Annotated in this window: 12 protein-coding genes and 1 tRNA gene; 5 read left to right on the top strand and 8 right to left on the bottom strand. The window is 62.5% G+C overall.

Annotated elements, in window-relative coordinates:
• Window positions 1-51 precede the first annotated feature (51 nt).
• Window positions 52-128, top strand: a tRNA-Arg gene (locus tag ABN401_RS14585).
• A 317-nt stretch (window positions 129-445) separates the two neighbouring features.
• On the opposite strand, the gene ABN401_RS14590 is transcribed toward ABN401_RS14585, so the two are convergent.
• The 5 genes from ABN401_RS14590 to ABN401_RS14610 form a co-directional block, all read right to left on the bottom strand.
• On the bottom strand, window positions 446-913 hold the full coding sequence (locus tag ABN401_RS14590) for a GNAT family N-acetyltransferase (protein WP_349685598.1): 468 nt from the start codon (window positions 911-913) through the stop codon (window positions 446-448).
• A gap of 191 nt (window positions 914-1104) precedes the next feature.
• On the bottom strand, window positions 1105-1485 hold the full coding sequence (locus ABN401_RS14595) for a hypothetical protein (RefSeq protein ID WP_349685599.1): 381 nt from the start codon (window positions 1483-1485) through the stop codon (window positions 1105-1107).
• A 228-nt stretch (window positions 1486-1713) separates the two neighbouring features.
• Complete coding sequence (locus ABN401_RS14600; RefSeq protein WP_349685600.1) at window positions 1714-2340, bottom strand: tyrosine-type recombinase/integrase; 627 nt, start codon at window positions 2338-2340, stop codon at window positions 1714-1716.
• A gap of 148 nt (window positions 2341-2488) precedes the next feature.
• Window positions 2489-3427: a glycerophosphodiester phosphodiesterase family protein gene (locus ABN401_RS14605; RefSeq protein WP_349685601.1), complete on the bottom strand. Its 939-nt coding sequence runs from the start codon at window positions 3425-3427 to the stop codon at window positions 2489-2491.
• 27 nt (window positions 3428-3454) lie between these two features.
• Window positions 3455-6067 (bottom strand): TonB-dependent receptor, encoded by a 2613-nt coding sequence (locus ABN401_RS14610; protein ID WP_349685602.1) that lies wholly within the window; start codon window positions 6065-6067, stop codon window positions 3455-3457.
• Window positions 6068-6204: 137 nt separating this feature from the next.
• Between ABN401_RS14610 and ABN401_RS14615 the strand changes: the two genes are divergently transcribed.
• Both ABN401_RS14615 and ABN401_RS14620 read left to right on the top strand, forming a co-directional pair.
• The gene (locus ABN401_RS14615) at window positions 6205-7368 is read left to right on the top strand and encodes an ROK family transcriptional regulator (RefSeq protein WP_349685603.1); all 1164 of its coding nucleotides are present in this window, start codon (window positions 6205-6207) and stop codon (window positions 7366-7368) included.
• 17 nt (window positions 7369-7385) lie between these two features.
• Window positions 7386-8798, top strand: a complete 1413-nt coding sequence (locus ABN401_RS14620) for an alkaline phosphatase D family protein (RefSeq protein ID WP_349685604.1) — start codon at window positions 7386-7388, stop codon at window positions 8796-8798.
• A gap of 16 nt (window positions 8799-8814) precedes the next feature.
• Here the strand turns inward: ABN401_RS14620 and ABN401_RS14625 are convergent, their stop codons facing one another.
• Entirely contained in the window at window positions 8815-10221 is a 1407-nt protein-coding gene (locus tag ABN401_RS14625) for an MFS transporter (RefSeq protein WP_349685605.1), read from the bottom strand.
• A gap of 293 nt (window positions 10222-10514) precedes the next feature.
• Here ABN401_RS14625 and ABN401_RS14630 point away from each other — a divergent pair, with 293 nt between their 5' ends.
• A complete protein-coding gene (locus tag ABN401_RS14630) occupies window positions 10515-11795 on the top strand; it encodes an MFS transporter (protein ID WP_349685652.1) in 1281 nt (426 codons plus the stop codon).
• On the opposite strand, the gene ABN401_RS14635 is transcribed toward ABN401_RS14630, so the two are convergent.
• Entirely contained in the window at window positions 11765-13354 is a 1590-nt protein-coding gene (locus tag ABN401_RS14635; protein WP_349685606.1) for an alkaline phosphatase D family protein, read from the bottom strand. The two genes, ABN401_RS14630 and ABN401_RS14635, sit on opposite strands and share 31 nt — an antisense overlap.
• 37 nt (window positions 13355-13391) lie before the next feature.
• Window positions 13392-14306, bottom strand: coding sequence for an ROK family protein (locus ABN401_RS14640; RefSeq protein WP_349685607.1), 915 nt, complete (start codon window positions 14304-14306; stop codon window positions 13392-13394).
• A 354-nt stretch (window positions 14307-14660) separates the two neighbouring features.
• Between ABN401_RS14640 and ABN401_RS14645 the strand changes: the two genes are divergently transcribed.
• Window positions 14661-17288: a TonB-dependent receptor gene (locus tag ABN401_RS14645; RefSeq protein WP_349685608.1), complete on the top strand. Its 2628-nt coding sequence runs from the start codon at window positions 14661-14663 to the stop codon at window positions 17286-17288.
• Window positions 17289-17450: the final 162 nt, after the last annotated feature.

Here is a 17450-nt window from a genome sequence, read left to right on the forward strand (position 1 = left end):
GCCCGCCGAACCGACCCGCTAGATACCCGCCCTCGCCGTCAAGGCCTGTGCGCGCCCGTAGCTCAGCTGGATAGAGCATCAGACTACGAATCTGAGGGTCGGACGTTCGAATCGTTCCGGGCGCGCCATTCTTTCAATCACTTGCTGTCGAAGCTCCATCGATCAGGTGGCTCTGGGACCCGTATGGGACCCAGACGAGAGAAACAATAATCTATCACAGGCGCTCTAAAGCGGCACATCGGGGGGAAAATTAGCGCTCCTGAGGGGCGTTTTTGCAGAGCGGATGGGACTGATCTGCTCGCCCGAGGACGTTGCGATCCAGGTTCGCTTAGGTCCGCTTTGCGCCAGAAGCGGTCGTCCGCACACAGCCGAAAAGGCGACATTCAGAGCGCCTGCCAAGGTCTGTTTCGCGGACCTCGGCCTGAGGCCGGTCTCCGCTAAGGACCTATTCTAGGGCTTTTTCCAAGACGATGTTGAAAGGGACAAACCCTTCGGCTTGGAAGAAGTGCTGCGCACCTTCGTTTGTCGCCCAGGCGTCCAGAACCATGCGCCTCACGCCGCGCGCCCTACTTTCAGACTCGGCGGCGCGCATCAACGCTGACCCCGCCCCTAACCGACGAGCGCCCTCATGGACCGCCAAGTGATGGACGTATGCGCGCGTGCGCGGCGGAGAGAAAAGTGTGGCCGGGCGTTCCTGAACTTCGAGCCAGACATAGCCCACAAGGGCACCGTCAATCTCGGCCACTAGAATGGCGTCGGGCTCCTTCTCAAGCGTTGCGGAGAACAATGCAGCTACACCGTCGCGATCGGCTTGCGTCAAGAACTGCGCAGGCTCCAGCGTGGCGTGTAGGGATTGGACCACAGCATTAAGATCAATCAACGCCTCCAGATCGCTCGTCTTGGCTGACCTCACCGCTAACATTTTCGCATCCCTTGGCCTGCTAGCCCGGAGCCTAAGAGGACACGCTTCAGCGGTCTGACGCAACGACGACTAACCACCCCTGACCGCCGGTGGGCATGTCTGCTTCCGGGCAGGACCTCATTGGCGGTTCCCGACCCATAGACGACATTCAGGCTAGTCAGCCTCCGAACACGACGGGGCGGTCATGCACATTGATCACCAGTCGCCCCTACGCCCTCTCCAAGTTCTACGACTGTCCACTCCTTTGAGATTGCATCGATGATTTCTCGCTCAATTTCATCATAAGACAAACTATCAGCGCTACGAGAGAAACCAATTACGACCACCCGGTCACGCGGGAGCAGGTTGCCTACGATTACATCGTCACTCTTTCCACGAAAAGTGACATTAATGACTGGTTCTGCATAATAAAAGGTAGGATCGTATTCTCTAAAAGCGGCATAGGAAGAAGCGGTTTTCTGGCTGTCATCGTAGTATGCTAGGCCATATCTATCGGTGATGGCGCGTATCTTCTCGACGACCCGCCTGGCCTCGTCATTGCTGCCTAGGCAGACCTCCGCCACTCGGGTCTCGGGTCGCGAGGGTGATGTGCAGGATGCCAAAAAAACCGAGGCCGTCACCGCTACCAACCGTGACGAACTCAGAATACGAGATGTCGCTGGGAGCGCGGTTTCTTTGAACAGCTTGGGGTGTGAGGCATGCATTCCTCCATTATGCGCGTGGAAACCTGTGTCCGCTATCCACCCCTCAGGGACCTTTGGTGGGTCCGCTTTGCGCAGACCCACCTGGCGTCAAAGGTCGATCTGTTCGGAAATCTCAAGCGCGTCGTCGACCTCAATGCCGAGGTATCTGACTGTGCTTTCGAGCTTCCCATGGCCGAGAAGCAGCTGGCAGGCGCGGAGATTGCCCGTCTTCTTGTAGATCAACGCCACCTTGGTTCGTCTGAGGCTGTGAGTGCCGTAGGCGCTTGGGTTGAGGTCGATGATGCGGACCCACCGATCAACGAGACGGGCGTATTGCCTCGTGCCGATGTGCTGGCCGGCGCGGCTGCGGCTTGGGAACAACCAGTCGTTCGACAGTCCTCCTCGTACCTCGAGCCAGTTTGCGAGCGCATCTCGCGCCGGCTCCGTGATCTCGAATGGCACCGGTCGCCCGGTCTTCTGCTGAACGATCGTCGAACGCTGCCGAATAACCCCAGCTCGGGCCACGTCAGCGATCTTCAGCTTGACGAGATCACAGCCCCTGAGCTTAGCATCCAAGGCCACATTGAACATCGCCAGATCACGAACGGCACCGACCGATCTGAAATGCTGGCGGATGGCCCAGATATGTTTCGGCTTCAACGGTGCTTTCGCGCCGGTCAGTCGGCCAGCGTTCCAAGGCTTACGGGGCGTGCGGAATAGATCGGGCTGGCCCATGGCCACCTCCTAGGATCGAGGCCCCATGCCGAAGCTACACCCCTCGCGGCACCTGTGCGCCAATAACAGACATCCTCCGTTTGGCGACAACACGACCTCTACAGGCAGCGTCTTCTATTGGCTTTTCCGACCGAACTCGGAAGCAGCGTCAGCGCGGCTCTGCTGAATCCTTCAATCTCCGGCTCTGCAGATATGTGAGGAGCTCTTGTGGGGCGTCCGTCTGGATCATGTCGACGCCGCGTTCGATCAGGCGGCCCCAGACCTCATCGGGCGAACGCACGGCGTCGGCATCGACCAGCCCCGCCGCTAGGCCGGGGTTGAGCGTATTGACCCAGACTCGCGCGGCCATCGCCTCAACGAGCGGAGCCGTGTCGTCCAGCCAGGCCAGGTCGGCGAAGATCAACTCGACCGCCACGGGGGACCCGAGGGCCTGTTCGGCCAGGATCGCGTCCGCCGGTCCTGCCGCCTGATCGAGGATCGGCATGGCCAGAACCTGATCGAATGGCGGCTGGCTCGCAAGCGACGCCTCGCCGATGCCCACGCGGCGCTTCATGAGGATCAGGTCGATCGCACCGAGGCGCTCGAGCTCGGCGAAGGCGGCGTCATAGACATCCGCCTTGGCGTCCAGGTTAACCAGAACACGACCGCGCGCCGCCTCGATCGCTTCGGCGAAGGTCGGGGGTCGCTCATCGGTCAACGCAGCCGTGGGCCCGCCGGCTCCCGCCCTCAGCCGCAGGCCCCGAATCTCGGCTAGAGCTAGTTCAGATACCCGACCGGTGCCGTCGGTGGTCCGGTCGACAGTGTCGTCGTGCATCAGGACCAACGCCCCATCGCGGGTCAGGCGAACGTCCAGTTCGACCATATCGACACCCATGCGGACACAAGCCTCGATCGCCGACAGGGCGTTCTCGGCGGCTTCTCGCCAGCAGCCGCGGTGGGCGACCACCATGACGGCCGGGTCGTTGGCATCAAGCAGTACGACCCGCCGGGCGGCGGCGGCGTTCTCCTGCGCCGCGACGTACGGGGCTGCGAAAAGAAGGCTCGCGGCCGCTACCAGGCAGGCGCCTTGGCCACGGGTCATCAACATGCTGACGTCACTCTGGGAACCCTTAGATCAGTTGCGGAAGGACAGGCCGATCCAGAAGGACCGGCCATAGTCGACCTGTTCGATCAGGCGGTCGAAATCCAGGCCCTGAGTGATGAACTGATCCTCGTCGGTCAGGTTACGGGCCTCGACCCGGACGGTCCAGGCGTCGTTCAGTTCATAGCGGGCGGTGAGGTCCCACTGCTCGGTGTCGGGCGTACCGCGGCTCAGCCACGGGCTCGTCGTATTCACAGAAGAGAAGTTCTGGCCGGAGAAGTGATAGGCGACGCGCACCTCGGCCCGGTCCTGCCAGTTGTAGAACAGACTGGCATTGTAGATGCGCTTCGGCTGGGAGAGCAGCTGACCGAAGGTCCGCCTTGCGCCAGCTGTGTCGGTGTAGGTGAACTCGCCGTCCAGGAAGGCGGCGTTACCGTTGAAGCCGAGCCCGTCGAGCGGCGCGGGCAGGAACTCGAATGCGCTCAGCACGAAGCTCGCCTCCAGACCGCTGACCTGGGCCTCCTCGGCGTTCGTCGGCTGGACGAAGGTCACGTCACGCCCTTCGAAGGTGCCGGGCGTCCGCAGCGTGACGATCTCGTTGGTGATGTCCTTTCTGAACGCGGCCAGAGCGAACAGGCCGTCGCCGCCCGCGAAGGTGTATTCCAGCGACAGGTCGAAGTTGTCGGCCTCGCGCGGCTGAAGATCGGGATTGCCCTGGGTCACGGTCAGGCCATCGGTGCTGACCGACAGCTGCTGGCCGATGCTGGTCGGGTTCGGCCGACCCAGGCTGCGGCTGACGGCGGCCCGCAGCCGCAGGGCTTCGGTCAGGTCGTAGTAGGCGTTGATCGAGGGCAGCGTCGCCGAGAACGAACTGTCGCGGGTGACCGGGCGGAAGACGTCGGGGGTCGGCAGGGTGTCTCGCACGAAGGTGTCGGTCGTGACCGCCGTGTCCTCGAACCGCAGGCCCGCGATCACCTTGAACCGGTCGCCGGTATAGGTGGCGGCCCCGTAGACCGAAGCGATCTCCTCGACGTACTCGAAATCGCCGGCTGCTGACGCCTCGATCGAGCGGGTCGTGTTTACCGGGAAGGCGCTCGGATTCTGGGTCACCAGTGCGGCGAAGGCGTCATAGTCGAAGAAGACATACGGCACCGACCGGCCGGGCGGCGCATAAGTCAGCGGCTGAACAAGCCCCGTCAACCGCTGAGCCGGATTAGTGAAGAATCGTTGGTCGTTGTCGACGCTCCGGGTCAGCTGACGAAAGCCCGCGCCGGCCAGGGCTCCGAAACCGGTCGCCTCGGGCGTGAAGACATAGTCGACCTGGGCCTCGACGATGTCCTCGTCCGTCCTCAGATTGCGGAAGTCATACTGAAAGAGGCTGTAGTTGGCCGGGTTGGTCCAGTAGGCGGCGTCGTTCACATCGAACGTCGGGATCAGATTGGTCGTGTCGTAGCGGGCACCCAGATTTGCGACGGTGGTCGTGCGGAACTGAACGTTCGGTGTGTCGTGGGTGAAGTCGGAGAAGGAGTAGCCGACACGGCCGGTCACGCGGTGAGGGCCGTCGGGCGTATAGACCGTCGTCCAGTTCAGGCCGGCGTTGCGCCGCTCGATCGGGAAATAGCTGTAGGCGACCTCGCCGAACCCTCGGGCATAGGTGCCGCTGGTCTCGGTCTGGCCGCTGATGCCCGCGAGCCCTTGAAGCTGGTGCCCGTACCGGTTCTCGGCGTTCTCCTGAGAAAAGAAGAAGGCGGATAGTCCAGTCGTGAGGTCCGGGGCCAGCCGCGCATCGATCCGGGCGAATGCACCGAGCCGTTGCAGTTCGTCGTCATAGATGAAGAACCGAAACTGGTTCGGGGCCGCAAAGCCGTTGCCGGTCAGGGGGGTGCCCGTGCTGGCCCCGCCAGAGTTGAAATAGCTGTAGTTGTCCGGGATGATTTTGGTCTCGTCGCGAGCCTTGCGGTCATAGCTGAGCGACAGCAGGGCTCCGAACCGGTCGTCTGCACCGAAGGTGTTGGAGACGGTGAGGTTGAAGCGGCCTTCCGGATCATGGTCGTCGCTGGTCGGCAGATCGCGCAAGGTATAGCGGCCCAGGGTCGCGTCGCCCCGGATCTGGAAGCCCGGTCGATCGAAGGCGCTGCGGGTGACCAGATTCAGATACCCCCCGACGGCATGCCCGTCGATGTTCGGGGTGAAGGTCTTGAAGATCTCCAGCCGGCTGACCGCAGTATTGGGGATGACCTCGAGATTGACCCCGCGACCGCCCCCACCGAAGGCGTCGTGGGTGGCGACGGCGATTCCGTCGATGGTCACCAGATTGTACTCCGACGACAGACCCCGGACGGTTACGAACCGCCCTTCGTCCTCGTCGAGGGTCGCGCTGGCGCCGGCGATGCGTCGGAAGGAGTCCGAGACGTTCAGGTCCGGCAGACGGCCAATGTCGTCCTCTACGACGCTGTCGTAGACGCCGTCCGCGGCGCGCTTCAACTGGATCGACTGCCGCGCCCGGCCCCGCTCGCCGGTAACGACGATCTCATCCACGGCAGTGGCCGCGTCGGGCGAAGCGGTCTGCGCCGTCGCAGGCGTCACGACCATCAGTCCGGCGGCCGCCAGCAGAATGCTAGCCGCGCCATGGGTCCGTTTGAACATCGCTAGTCCCCCTTTGTCACCGGTCCCTCGGTGCGAATTGAGACATAGGGTGGCGATTTCCTCACTTTGAGTGAAATTTCGATGACGGCGGCCTTTCGCCGTTGCCCGTGCGGAGCACGCGGCTCAGCATGAAGCCCATGCAAGCCGCCCTAGGCCGCAAGGCCCGCATCCCCGCAATCTTTCGTCGGCGCGGCGACCCGCTGACCGTCAGCGAGAACGAGCGGCGGGTGCTCGAGATCGTGCGTCGCTCCGGCGTGACCAGCCGTGCGGACCTGACTCGCGCGACCAACTTGGCACCCCAATCGATTTCCCGGCTGATCGAGGCGCTGATGAAGCGCGGTCTGGTGGAGTTCGGCGAGAAGCGAATCCGCGGTCGCGGCCATCCCGGACTGGCCGTCAGACTGACGCGCTCGGCTGTCTATGCCGTGGGACTATCCATCCGGACCGAGGGCGCGGACCTAGCCGTCGTTGCCTTCGACGGACAGGTGCTGGCCGAACGCACACTGTCGCCCTCCAGTATGGCGGTTACAGATGTGATCGCCGAGGCTCAGGCTCAGCTGGATGACGTGTTCACGGTGCTCGATCTGGACCGGCGTCGACTGTTCGGCTTTGGCCTGGCCATGAGCGGCTTCTTCACCGTGGAAGCTGGCCGGATGAACCCCCCCGATCCCCTGGCCCATTGGTCGGTGACCGACTTGGAGCAGACCTTCATGCAGGCGATGGACCTGCCGGTCTGGCTGGAGAACGACGGCAACGCCTCCGCCATCGGCGAAAGCCTGTGCGGCGTGGGCCTAACCCACCCCTCGTTCGCCTACCTCTACTTCACCTATGGCCTCGGGGGCGGGGTGGTGCTGGATGGGTCGCTGGTGCGGGGTGCCTTCGGCAACGCCGGCGAGTTCTCGGCCATGCTCTCGCCCGAGACCCACGCCCGAAGGCCGACCCTGGAATCGCTGCGGCGACTGATATGCGAGCACGGGGTCGAGGTTGTCTCGATCGCCGACCTCCAGGCGCGGTTCGACCCCGACTGGCCGGGCGTGTCCGTCTGGCTCGACCGCGTGAAGGAGCCTCTGTCGGATATCCTCTCAGCGATCTCGGGAGTGATCGACCCGTCGGCGATCGTCTTCGGCGGCCAGATTCCACGACCGCTGGCGGAGCGGCTGATCGCAGGGGTCCAGTTCCATAACCGCGCTCGGCGCGGTGAGACCCGGCCGACGCCCGCCCTTCTGGTGAGTGCCGTGCGAGGCAACGCAGCTGCGATCGGTGCCGCCTCAATGCCGCTCAAATACGCCTTTTTCCAGTAGTCGAAAGGATCACGCCGATGCGCAGACGCGGGTTCGTTACCGGCCTCGCCGCCAGCCTCACTCTGCCGGGCATGGCCTCTGCTGACGCGGACTGGGACGGCTACCCCCGGCTGCTGCACGGACCGATGCTGGGCTGGAGCGGACCTGACACCGTCACCATCTGGGCCCGGGTCTCCGCGCCGGTCGACACGGCGATTGAGTATAGGCTCGACGGCGAGTCCTGGACCCGCTCCCCACCAGTCCGGGCCGACGCTGCCGGAGACTATATCGTTCTGCACACGCTGCGGGGCCTGCCGGCCGACACAGCGCTGGCCTATCGCGTCATCGTCGACGGCGCTCCCGACCCAGACACAGCCCGGGCCGAACCGTTCCGGGCGCGAACCGCCCCGGCGACCCGGGCTCGGTTCCGGTTCGGCTTTGGTTCCTGTGCACGGCGTCAGCGGCACCCGATCCAGCCGATCTGGGATGCGCTGGAACGCTTCGATCCGGACCTGTTCTTCTGGCTGGGCGACAACATTTACGGCGACAGCCTGGACCCGAACATCCTGCGGGAGGAGTATCTGCGCCAGCGCGACGTCCCCAACTGCCGCGCCTTCATGGCCGGTCGCCCTCAGCTGGCGATCTGGGACGATCACGACTTCGCCCTGAACGACAGCGACGCGCGCAATCCGGTGAAGGGGCAGGCGCTCGGCGTCTTCAACCAGGTCTGGGCCAACCCGTCGGCCGGGCTCCCGGGCACACCAGGCGTCTTCTTCGCCCACAGCTTCGGCGGGGTGGACTTCTTCGCCCTGGACAACCGCTATCACCGCGACCCGGCGGGTTTGCCCGAGGGCCCCGGCAAGACCACCCTGGGATCTATCCAGCGCGACTGGCTGAAACAGTCGCTTAAGGCCAGCCGTGCCCCGTTCAAGCTGATCTTGGCGGGCCAGCCCTGGAACGACGGCAAGGCCGCCGGCCAGGAATCTTGGTCGTCCTTCACCGACGAGCGCGCCGACCTCATCGCCTTCATCGCGCGGGAGCGGATCGACGGCGTCGTCCTGCTGTCGGGCGACACCCACGTCGGCGAACTCAACTGCCTGCCGCACGCCCGCTATAGCGCGGGCTACGACCTTTTCGAACTGGTCAGCTCGCCTCTCGCTCAGGACACGGCGACCAGCTATCAGAACTACCGCCCGATCGAGCGCGTCCGTCAGGTCTATGCGGGCGGCTCCAATGCCGGGATCGTCGACCTTGACCTGACGGTCGACGACCCCACCCTTCGGTTCCAGGTGATCGATACCCAGGGGAGCGCGGTCTGGGCACCGATGGAGGTCCGGGCCTCTGAGTTGACGCCCGGCCGGTCCGTCTGGCGCGACAAGGCCGACGCGGTCTCCCTGTCCCGATGGGACCGGGCCCAGGCGGGAGGCCCCTACTATGGTCCGCCGCGTTGAGCCGGATCGATCACAGTCATCGCGCGATTACCGGGTCTGGGTTGTCGCGTTCCCAAGCCAGTGCCAGCGCCAGGCACCCTAAGGCCCCGAGTCCGGGGGTAACGATCATCAGCAACAACAGGCCGTCGGCGTCGCCGTCGCGGTAGTCCATGATCTGTAGTGCGGCCCCGAGGCCTAGGCCCCCGAGGGCCAGGGCCACCTTTGCAGTCGCAGTGAAGAGGCCGTAGGCTCGGCCCGCGCCGCCGGGCTGAGTGAAGCGCGCGACGACATCGCTGAAGCCTCCCCACAACACCATGCCGACGCCGCCGTTGCCCACGCCGAAGACGAAGGCGCTCGCGGCAAGAGCCGCCGGTGCCGCAGGAGCGAGGGCCCAGAACACGCCCAGTCCCACAGCCTGCGTCAGGGCCCCGACGCCCAGGACCGCCGCGCGAGAAAGGCGTCCGGTCAGGGCGTTCCAGATCGGCTGGCCTAGGGTGATCCCCAGCGCCATCGCCACCACAATCACTCCGCCCCAAGACGGCGACGCCAGACTGTAGGCGGCGAAATAGGGCTCCACCTTGGAGAACAGAGGCGTAGCCAGCGAGGTCAAGAACATCAAGGCGATCAGTATCCAGAACAGGGGCGGAGGCGCGAGTCTTCGGCGCGGCTCACTGCTGACGCCTACCGGCTTCGCGGTGCCCGTCCCTCGGACGACGCGCGCCAGAAGACCGGCGCTCAAGATGGCTGGTCCGGCGATGCCGACCGCGAGACCGAAATAAAGCCATGCCGTGGCCTCGTCGCGGCCTGCGATCAAGGGGCCGACGGCACCGGCCACCATAAGGGTGGCGATGCCGCTGAACCAGATCCGCGTCGCCGCGACACGGTCCCGCGATGCCGCGTCAGAGGTCGCAAGGGCCATCAGGGCATTCTGTGGAAGATCGTAGATGGCATAGGCGGTTCGAAACGCGAGGCCAGTCGCGAGGGCGTAGGCGAAGCGCAGGTCTGGCGGAATCCAGAATCCCAGAAAGATCGAAGCGAAGGCGATCGCACAAAGGATCGACCCCTTGAACTGCAGCGCTGCGGCCCCCGCCGCAGTCATCATTTGGCTGTCCAGAACGCGAGCGACGATCAGGTCGATCGCCGCGCTGACCAGAAGGCCGATCGCCAGCACCATTCCCATCTGCGAGGCGGGCAGGCCGACCAATTCCGTCAGGTAGAAGGCGAACAGAAGCTCGCTGGCATACCAGAACAGGCTCTTGCCCAGATGGGCGGAGCCATAGACGCTCGTTTCGCGCCAGCCAGTTGGTCGACCTAGAACTATGGCAAACCCCCAAACCGCGCCTGCTTGCCTAGCCCCGGATCGCGACGCGTTGATGATGGTCGAGCTTGCAAGTCCCGGAACCGGTGGCGCTCTGTGGCGAGTGACCTCGGCCTCCCCTGCCATCGGCCCCAGAAACTCGTCGGCAAGGCAGGCACCTGAGGTTTTGCGATAATCCGTAAAGCTGACGTCGGCGAGGGCTGCTTCGAGCCAGCAGCAGACGTTGGTTCAGCGCATAGGTCGATGTCCGCTAGTGGCTCGTTACCGACGTTCCGAACGGCCGCTTTCGGCAAGCTGCTGAGTGCGGGATCTTGTTCCGCCGAGCAACCGCCCTTGGCACCAAACAGCCATCTCGAATGAAGGTTGAACTCTGAAAGCATCGTCACACATGCGTAACGGTGTCGGCTCACACCGCCGTGATGACGCTGTTGGTAAAAGGTCAAAGTCAGAGCGCAGGCGCGATACCGATCGCGCGATATGCCGCGTCGCATTTTGGCAAGACCATTCTTTGGGCGACGACCGAAGTGTACGGCGTATTCAGCCTGACCGATCTGATTGGACTTTCGCCGGTAACGGCCGCTGCGACGTTTGTCATGCTGCTCGTTTGGAGCGCTCTCTGTGACCTCGCGGTGGGATTTGGACTGGATCGGTTCAAGAACGGGCGGCTGCCGACCATTCTGATGCGCCTCGCCGGCCTCGTCTCGGCGATTGTCTTCGCCTTCAGCTTCGTGCCCATTGACGCAGGATCGTCGTCCGCAGCCCTCGCGCTGTTCGCGACCTTTCTGTTCAGACTGTGTTTCTCTCTCGCCGACGTTCCCCACAACACCCTGTTGAGCCAGTTGGCCAACGGTCAGAGAGCGCAGCTCCGATTGTCTGTCGTTCGCATGCTGGCAGGGGCTGCTGCATACTTTGCGCTGAGCGGCATCGCGATGCTGATCCTGGCGGGCCAATCAGGGGATATCGAGCGCTTCCGGAAATTCATAAGCGTGTTGGGATTAATCGGTGCGGTGCTGCTTCTCACGGCCCCGGCGCTCCGTAGCCGGTCTGTAGAAGTCGAGACTCCACCAACAATGGGAGCACGCCAATTGTTTGGTGGATCCGTCTTGCGGCTCTTGGCGGCCACCATGATCGGCATCGTCGGTTTCAGTCTGGCGCTGAAGACACTTCCTTACGTGGCCAGATACGCCGTCGGGGACGAAGCCTGGCTGGGAAGTGCCCTGTTCGCCGTCACACTCGGAAAGCTCCTGACGACCCCCGTCTGGTGGTGGTTAGCGGACCGAAGAGGTGCTCGCCACGCCAATGTGCTCGCCTATCTGCTCGTTCCGCTGGCCGCTGCATTGACTGCCATCAGCGTCGGCGACGGGACCGTCCGCATCATCGGGTTTGGCTTGCTGGGAGCCGCCATTGGTGGTGCCAGCATGCAATCCTGGGCGCTCATTGCCGCTGCTGTTGAAGACAATGAAAGAGACGGCCAACGGGTTCAAGCCACGCTGTTCGGGGCCTTCACCTGCGCATCCAAGTTGGCCGTCGGCCTCGGCGGTGCGGTGATCGCAATCACCTCGGTGACCATCCAGAGTGAAGCTGCCGCCGATCAGGGAATTTGGCTTGTAAGCCTCATTGTCGCGGCAACTGGTGTGATCGGCGCGCTCCTGCTTTGGTCTGCACCGACCTACGCCTCGGAGGTCGTGAGCCCGGGTTGATCCGCCTCCACAACGAACCGCACTCGCGTATGAATCGGAGATCCCGGACGACTGACATAGTCGAGGACCTTGAACTCCGAGGTCCAGCTTTCCGGTGTAATGGTGCAAAGGAGGTAGCCGCGCTGGTCGTTGATCATCCGGCAATGTGGGTTCCGACTCAGGATCTCGGCCGCGCCCGGGCGAAGATCGGAACCGTCTCCTGCCGTTGAGATGGAAGTACCGACGAACTCGTGGGCGATGATCGGCGAGTCCGAAGTTCCGCCGTTAAGTCTGATCTCGCCGGCGTAGGCCTGATGCTCGTCTCCCGTCAGAACCACGACATTACCAAGCCCAGCAGCGTGAATGTGGTCGAGCAGGCGCTGGCGTGGCGCGCGATAGGCGGTCCAAGCATCCATGTTCAATAGCGGAACGGGAGCAATGTCGTCCGTGCGCCGATCAAGATCCATCATCATCACCTGCTGAGCGAGCAGGTTCCAGCGCGCCCGGCCCGGTTGCAGGCCCTCGGCCAGCCAGGCCTCCTCGGCCGTTCCGAGGATGGTCGCATCGGGATTCTCGATGTCAGCACACAGTGGCTTGACCTTGTCACCGCAGGGCTGATCGGAGCGGAACTGGCGGGTGTCCAGAAAGTGAGCCTGCAACAGGTCTCCGAACATGGCGCGCCTGAACATGGCTATCGAACCATTGCGAGGGAGAGATGTCCTGCGCAGCGGCAAATGCTCATAAAACGCCTGGAAAGCGGACGCCCGGCGCAGAAGAAAGACGTCCGATGGGGTTCCGACCTGATCGAGGTCCGCGGCCCAGTTGTTCGCGACCTCATGGTCGTCAAAGCTGCCGAACCATGGCGCGGCGGCATGGGCGGCCTGCAGGTCGGGATCCGAGCGGTACTGGGCATACCGAAGACGATAATCGTCAAGGCTGAACAGTGCGTCGCCGCTGTGCAGTCGCACGACCGGCGTGAAACCGCCCCTCGCGTTTCGCACCTGTTCGTTGGGCGTCATCTCATAGATGTAGTCCCCTGAGTGAAAGACGAAGTCGAGGTCGTCTTCCTGGGCCAGGTGTCGGTAGGCGGTGTAGTAGCCCTGCTCGAAATGCTGACAGCCGACAGACGCGAGACGGAGTTGCCGCACCGGCATCCCGGCCGGCACCGTGGTGCGGGCGCGGCCCGTGGCACTGCTGTGGCCATCGAGGATGAACCGGTACCACCAGGGTCGTCCGGAAGGGAGCCCTTCGATTTCGACATGAACCGAGTGACCTAGCTCTGGGTGCGCTATCGCCTCTCCGCTTCTGGTCACGGCGGTGAACCGCTCGTCGGTGGCGATCTCCCATTTGACGGTATAGGGCGCGCGAGGGAGCCCCCCTCGAGGATCTGCGGGGTCGACCGAGAGCCGGGTCCAGATCACAAAACCATCGGAGAGGGGTTCGCCCGAGGCAACACCGAGACGGAATGGATACGGTCCAACGCGCCCGGCCTGGGCCATCGAGAATGAAGACGTCGCGCCGCTTACCAGCATTGCCAGTGTGGACCGCCGAGACCAGCGGCCCTCCGTGGAGAAGGTCATTGTGAAGCTCCTTCGAGGCCATAGCGGTTCGGCCGGTTCAGATTGTTCCGCCGTCTTCGGTGGCGAGAAAATTTTGGTAGAAGCAGACCGAAGCCGCTCCGATCACTCCCGCGTACGGGCCAAGCGAAGATGCGACCAATCGCGGATGGGGCAGTACGCGGCTCGGCGCGAAAGTGGCATCTACATCGATAGCCATGAGCAAGGCCTGGGTAGTCATGGGCGGAAGTCGGCCGCCCACGATGATCAGCTCTGGGTCAATCGTACGCGCTGTGTATTCGATCCCCCGGCGCAACTGCTCACCGGCGCGAGCGAGCCATCGGCGGAGGGGGGGGCAGGATTGAGGCTCGAGCGATTCGAGGTCGTTGAAGTCGTTGATTGGTAGGCCGCTGGCCCTGAGCGTCTCGAAAAGATCGTGTCCGGACGGGCGCGGCTCACTCATCGGATACATGACGCCGATCGTGCCCGCGTTACCGCGAGCACCCCTCCAGGGGCGACCGTTAATCATCAGACCGGCCCCGACGCCATGGCCGATGTGCAGGAACAGGATTGAGTCCGCCGTCCTTCCGATACCGTGCACTCGCTCCCCAAGCGCCGCGCAGGTGCCATCGTTCTCGACGAACACGTCCACCGGAAGCGCGGCACGGAAAACGCTGACAAGATCTCGATCCCGCAAGTCGGGGAACGCAGCGTGAGCGTGGAGGAAATGTGGCGTTTCTAGAAAGTCTCCGGGGAGGGAGAATCCGGCCCCGACGACTTTGCTAAGAGCGATGCCTGTCTCTCGCAACTGGTCGATGAGCGCCTCGGCGGCAATTTCCGCTATGCGTTCAGGCGTCGCCCGGTCCAGCGCGCGCCGCTCGATGGCTACCGGTTCACCGGTCAGGTTGATCAACGCCAAGTCGATGTAGCTATGAGAAAAGTTGACGCCGAACGCATACGCGCCGTCGGCGGTCAATCGGAGCGGTCGCGGTGGCTGGCCGCGCGTTCCGGCTCGCTGCACGCCCTCATGGACGAACCCTCGGGCCTGGAGTTCCCGAGCCAGGCGGGTCACCGATCCATCTGAAAAGCCCGTCTCAGTTGCGATTACCGACCTTGCGACAGGACCGCGGAGCCAAACTGCACCCAGAACGCGTCGTTCGCTCGAAGTCAGCGGTAGTGTGGACGCATCGGTCAATTTAGGTCCGCGATAAAACTTAACGTGGGATTGGAAACGGCACTCGCATCGTCATTATGCAAGAGCTTCTATCGATTTGGCAAGGCAGAGAAGCCCGTCCAGATTTCATACTACTGTCACTTGATAACCTGCAACATGGAACTTAATGGGGTGGGTGAGGCGGCGTTGGCGCTGCAATCTACATTGGGGGAATCGATGCGGAACGTTCTGAAACGCAGCCTACTCGCAGGCATCGCGGTTGCGTGCGCGCCTACCACAGCCGCATGGGCCCAGACTGCCGAACCGAATGCCCAACCGGATACGGCCACGCTTGAGGACGTGGTTGTTACCGGCCTTCGATCCGTGTCCGGCACACGGCAGGAGATCAAACGCGAAGCCCAGGGCATCGTCGATTCGCTGACGTCAGAGCAGATCGAGCGCACGCCGGACCTTTCTCTCGCTGAAAGCCTTGAGCGGATCGCAGGCGTCAACGGGGTGATCGGCTTTCAAGTCTCCGAGTCCAGAACCGTCACGGTTCGAGGTTTTGATGCCCGCTACAATAGCTTCAGCATCGACGGTAATCCGATCTGGAATTCCAGCCGTAACAATCGCGGAACCCAGCTGGACGTATTCCCGACGTCGGTTGTCAACCAGGTCAGTGTTTTCAAGAGCGTGACCGCCGATCTGGACGCCAACTCTATAGGCGGCCACGTGGGTTTGCGTACGCTGCGTGCATTCGACGGAGGCGGCCGACCCTATCTCACCGCGCGCTCATCGATTGGCGGATATGATCAGGAGAGCCTGACGGGAGATGGGGCTCTTGATTATCGCGTAAGCTTCGCCGGAAAGCGCACGTTCGCTGACGGCCGCTGGGGCGTCGTCATTGGTGCCGAAACCCAACGCTACGACTATTACGACGAATACAATCAGGTAACGGGCTATGCCCAGGTCGGGGGCGTTGACGTCGTTAGCGGCAGCTTGTTCCGTGGGCTCTTTCAGCACCGCACACAGCGTGACGCGCTGTACGGGAAAGTCGAATATGGAGCCCAGGGCGACCTGTACGGCTTCTTGTCTCTGAACTATTTTCGCCAGCAGGATGAGGATGACAGCCACAGGGGCGGGGTATTTTTAAGCCCTGCCCGGATTACAGGTGCCGCCTCGGGCACCGGCAACTTCACCAATGCCGTGACAGAGGTTTACTTGGAGCGTTACGATCTCGATCGTGAAACGTTCCTTGCAGCGTCCGGCTTCGACTTCCGAGTCGGAGATACTGGCGCGATCAACGTTCGCGCATCCTACACTCGCTATGACAATGACGAGACCACCTCGCGAACGGAGCGGTTTCAGTTTTCAGGTCTGTCCGGCAGCTACGACATCTCGCGAACTGATCCCGCGGTAACTCTGATTCCGCGCGCCGGCTTCGATGACGCCACAAATTACGTTTACCGGACAAATCGCGACGCGTTCATCAACCAAATCCCACACAAGGATGATGTCTATAGCTTACGCGCAGATTTCAACGGAAACACTCAGCCAGGAGCCCAAGGGTTTGGCGTCTCCACGGGCCTTTATTTCCGTCGCCTCGATCGGCAGTTTGACCGAACGCAACTGAACTACCGGCAGCCGACTGGAACGACATTTCGCCTGAGCACAGTGGTCGATCCGGACGCGCCAAGCCAGCGCCCAACAGGCACCGGGCCCTTGATCGTGGACCCCGACAGCCTGTGGTCCTTCATCCGCGCGAACGGCACGTTTTCACAAAATGACTTCCTGACAGCGGACTATAATCTCGTAGAAGATGTCGTCGCGGGTCACGCGTCGCTTCACTATAATCTGGGCCGCTTTGGAGCGATATTGGGCGTCCGCGTAGAGGATACCAGCTACACGAACCAGAATGGGGAACTGCGCAGCGGCGTAGTCGTGCCAGTGGATCGCAACTTCGAATACACCGAGGTTCTCCCTAACGCGCAACTCAGGTTCGATTTGACGCCGGATTTCCGCCTACGCGCTGCCTACACTGAAACGCTGGGTCGGCCCGATTTCGTTGACTTCGCATTCGGTCGCACCGTGAACCTGGACGCCAACGGGAATCCGGTAATCAGTGGAACAAACCCGTTTCTCAAACCCCGTCAGGCCGAATCCTACGATCTTTCGGCGGAATATTACTTGCAGAACGGTTTAGTTTCGCTTGGTTTATTCTCGAAAGAACTAACGAACGAAACATTTACTCAACGAATTGAAACTCGAGATGCAAGTGGCCTGATCATTCTGACTGAAACAACCCCGCTCAACACTGGATCGGGAGCTCTTCAGGGCTGGGAAGCTAATATAATCGTTGACCGCCTTGTTGGCCTGCCGGCTCCGCTTGATGGACTCGGTTTTAGCCTGAACTACACGCTCCTCGAAGGCGAATGGAACGTGGTTTTCTCGAATGGAACGCGTCGGACTGTGGGTGGTCTTCGCAACCAACCACGTTGGATCGGCAACGCTTCATTGACTTATGCTGCGGGACCTATCGACGCGACACTGTCATACCGGGCCCAAGGCAGAACGTTCACCGGAGGATTCGGCACCACAGAAGCCGGTGATGTCTATGCCGACAACTACGACAGACTAGATCTGTCTGCGAGCTACCGCTTGCGGCCAGGAGTGAAGCTGTTCGGTGAGATCCGAAACATCACGGACACGTGGCGTGTTGAGCAAACCGGTTTGGGTGGCGACGATACACGTTTGGCCATTGCTCCGGGACGGAGTTGGTCGGTTGGGATCAGGGGCACTTTCTAGGAGGGGACTTCACGCAGAGACGTGTCTCCAACGTCACCGCTGTGGCGGGCGATTGCTGCCAGCCTCGTGAAGTCCACTCGAAGTGCTTCTGTCTACAACTGACGTAGACAGCGATCGTATCAGGGATCATCGTCGCGTTTTGGACGGTGTTCCCTGATCTCC

This window comes from Brevundimonas aurifodinae (genome assembly GCF_040195595.1).
Taxonomy (GTDB): domain Bacteria; phylum Pseudomonadota; class Alphaproteobacteria; order Caulobacterales; family Caulobacteraceae; genus Brevundimonas; species Brevundimonas aurifodinae.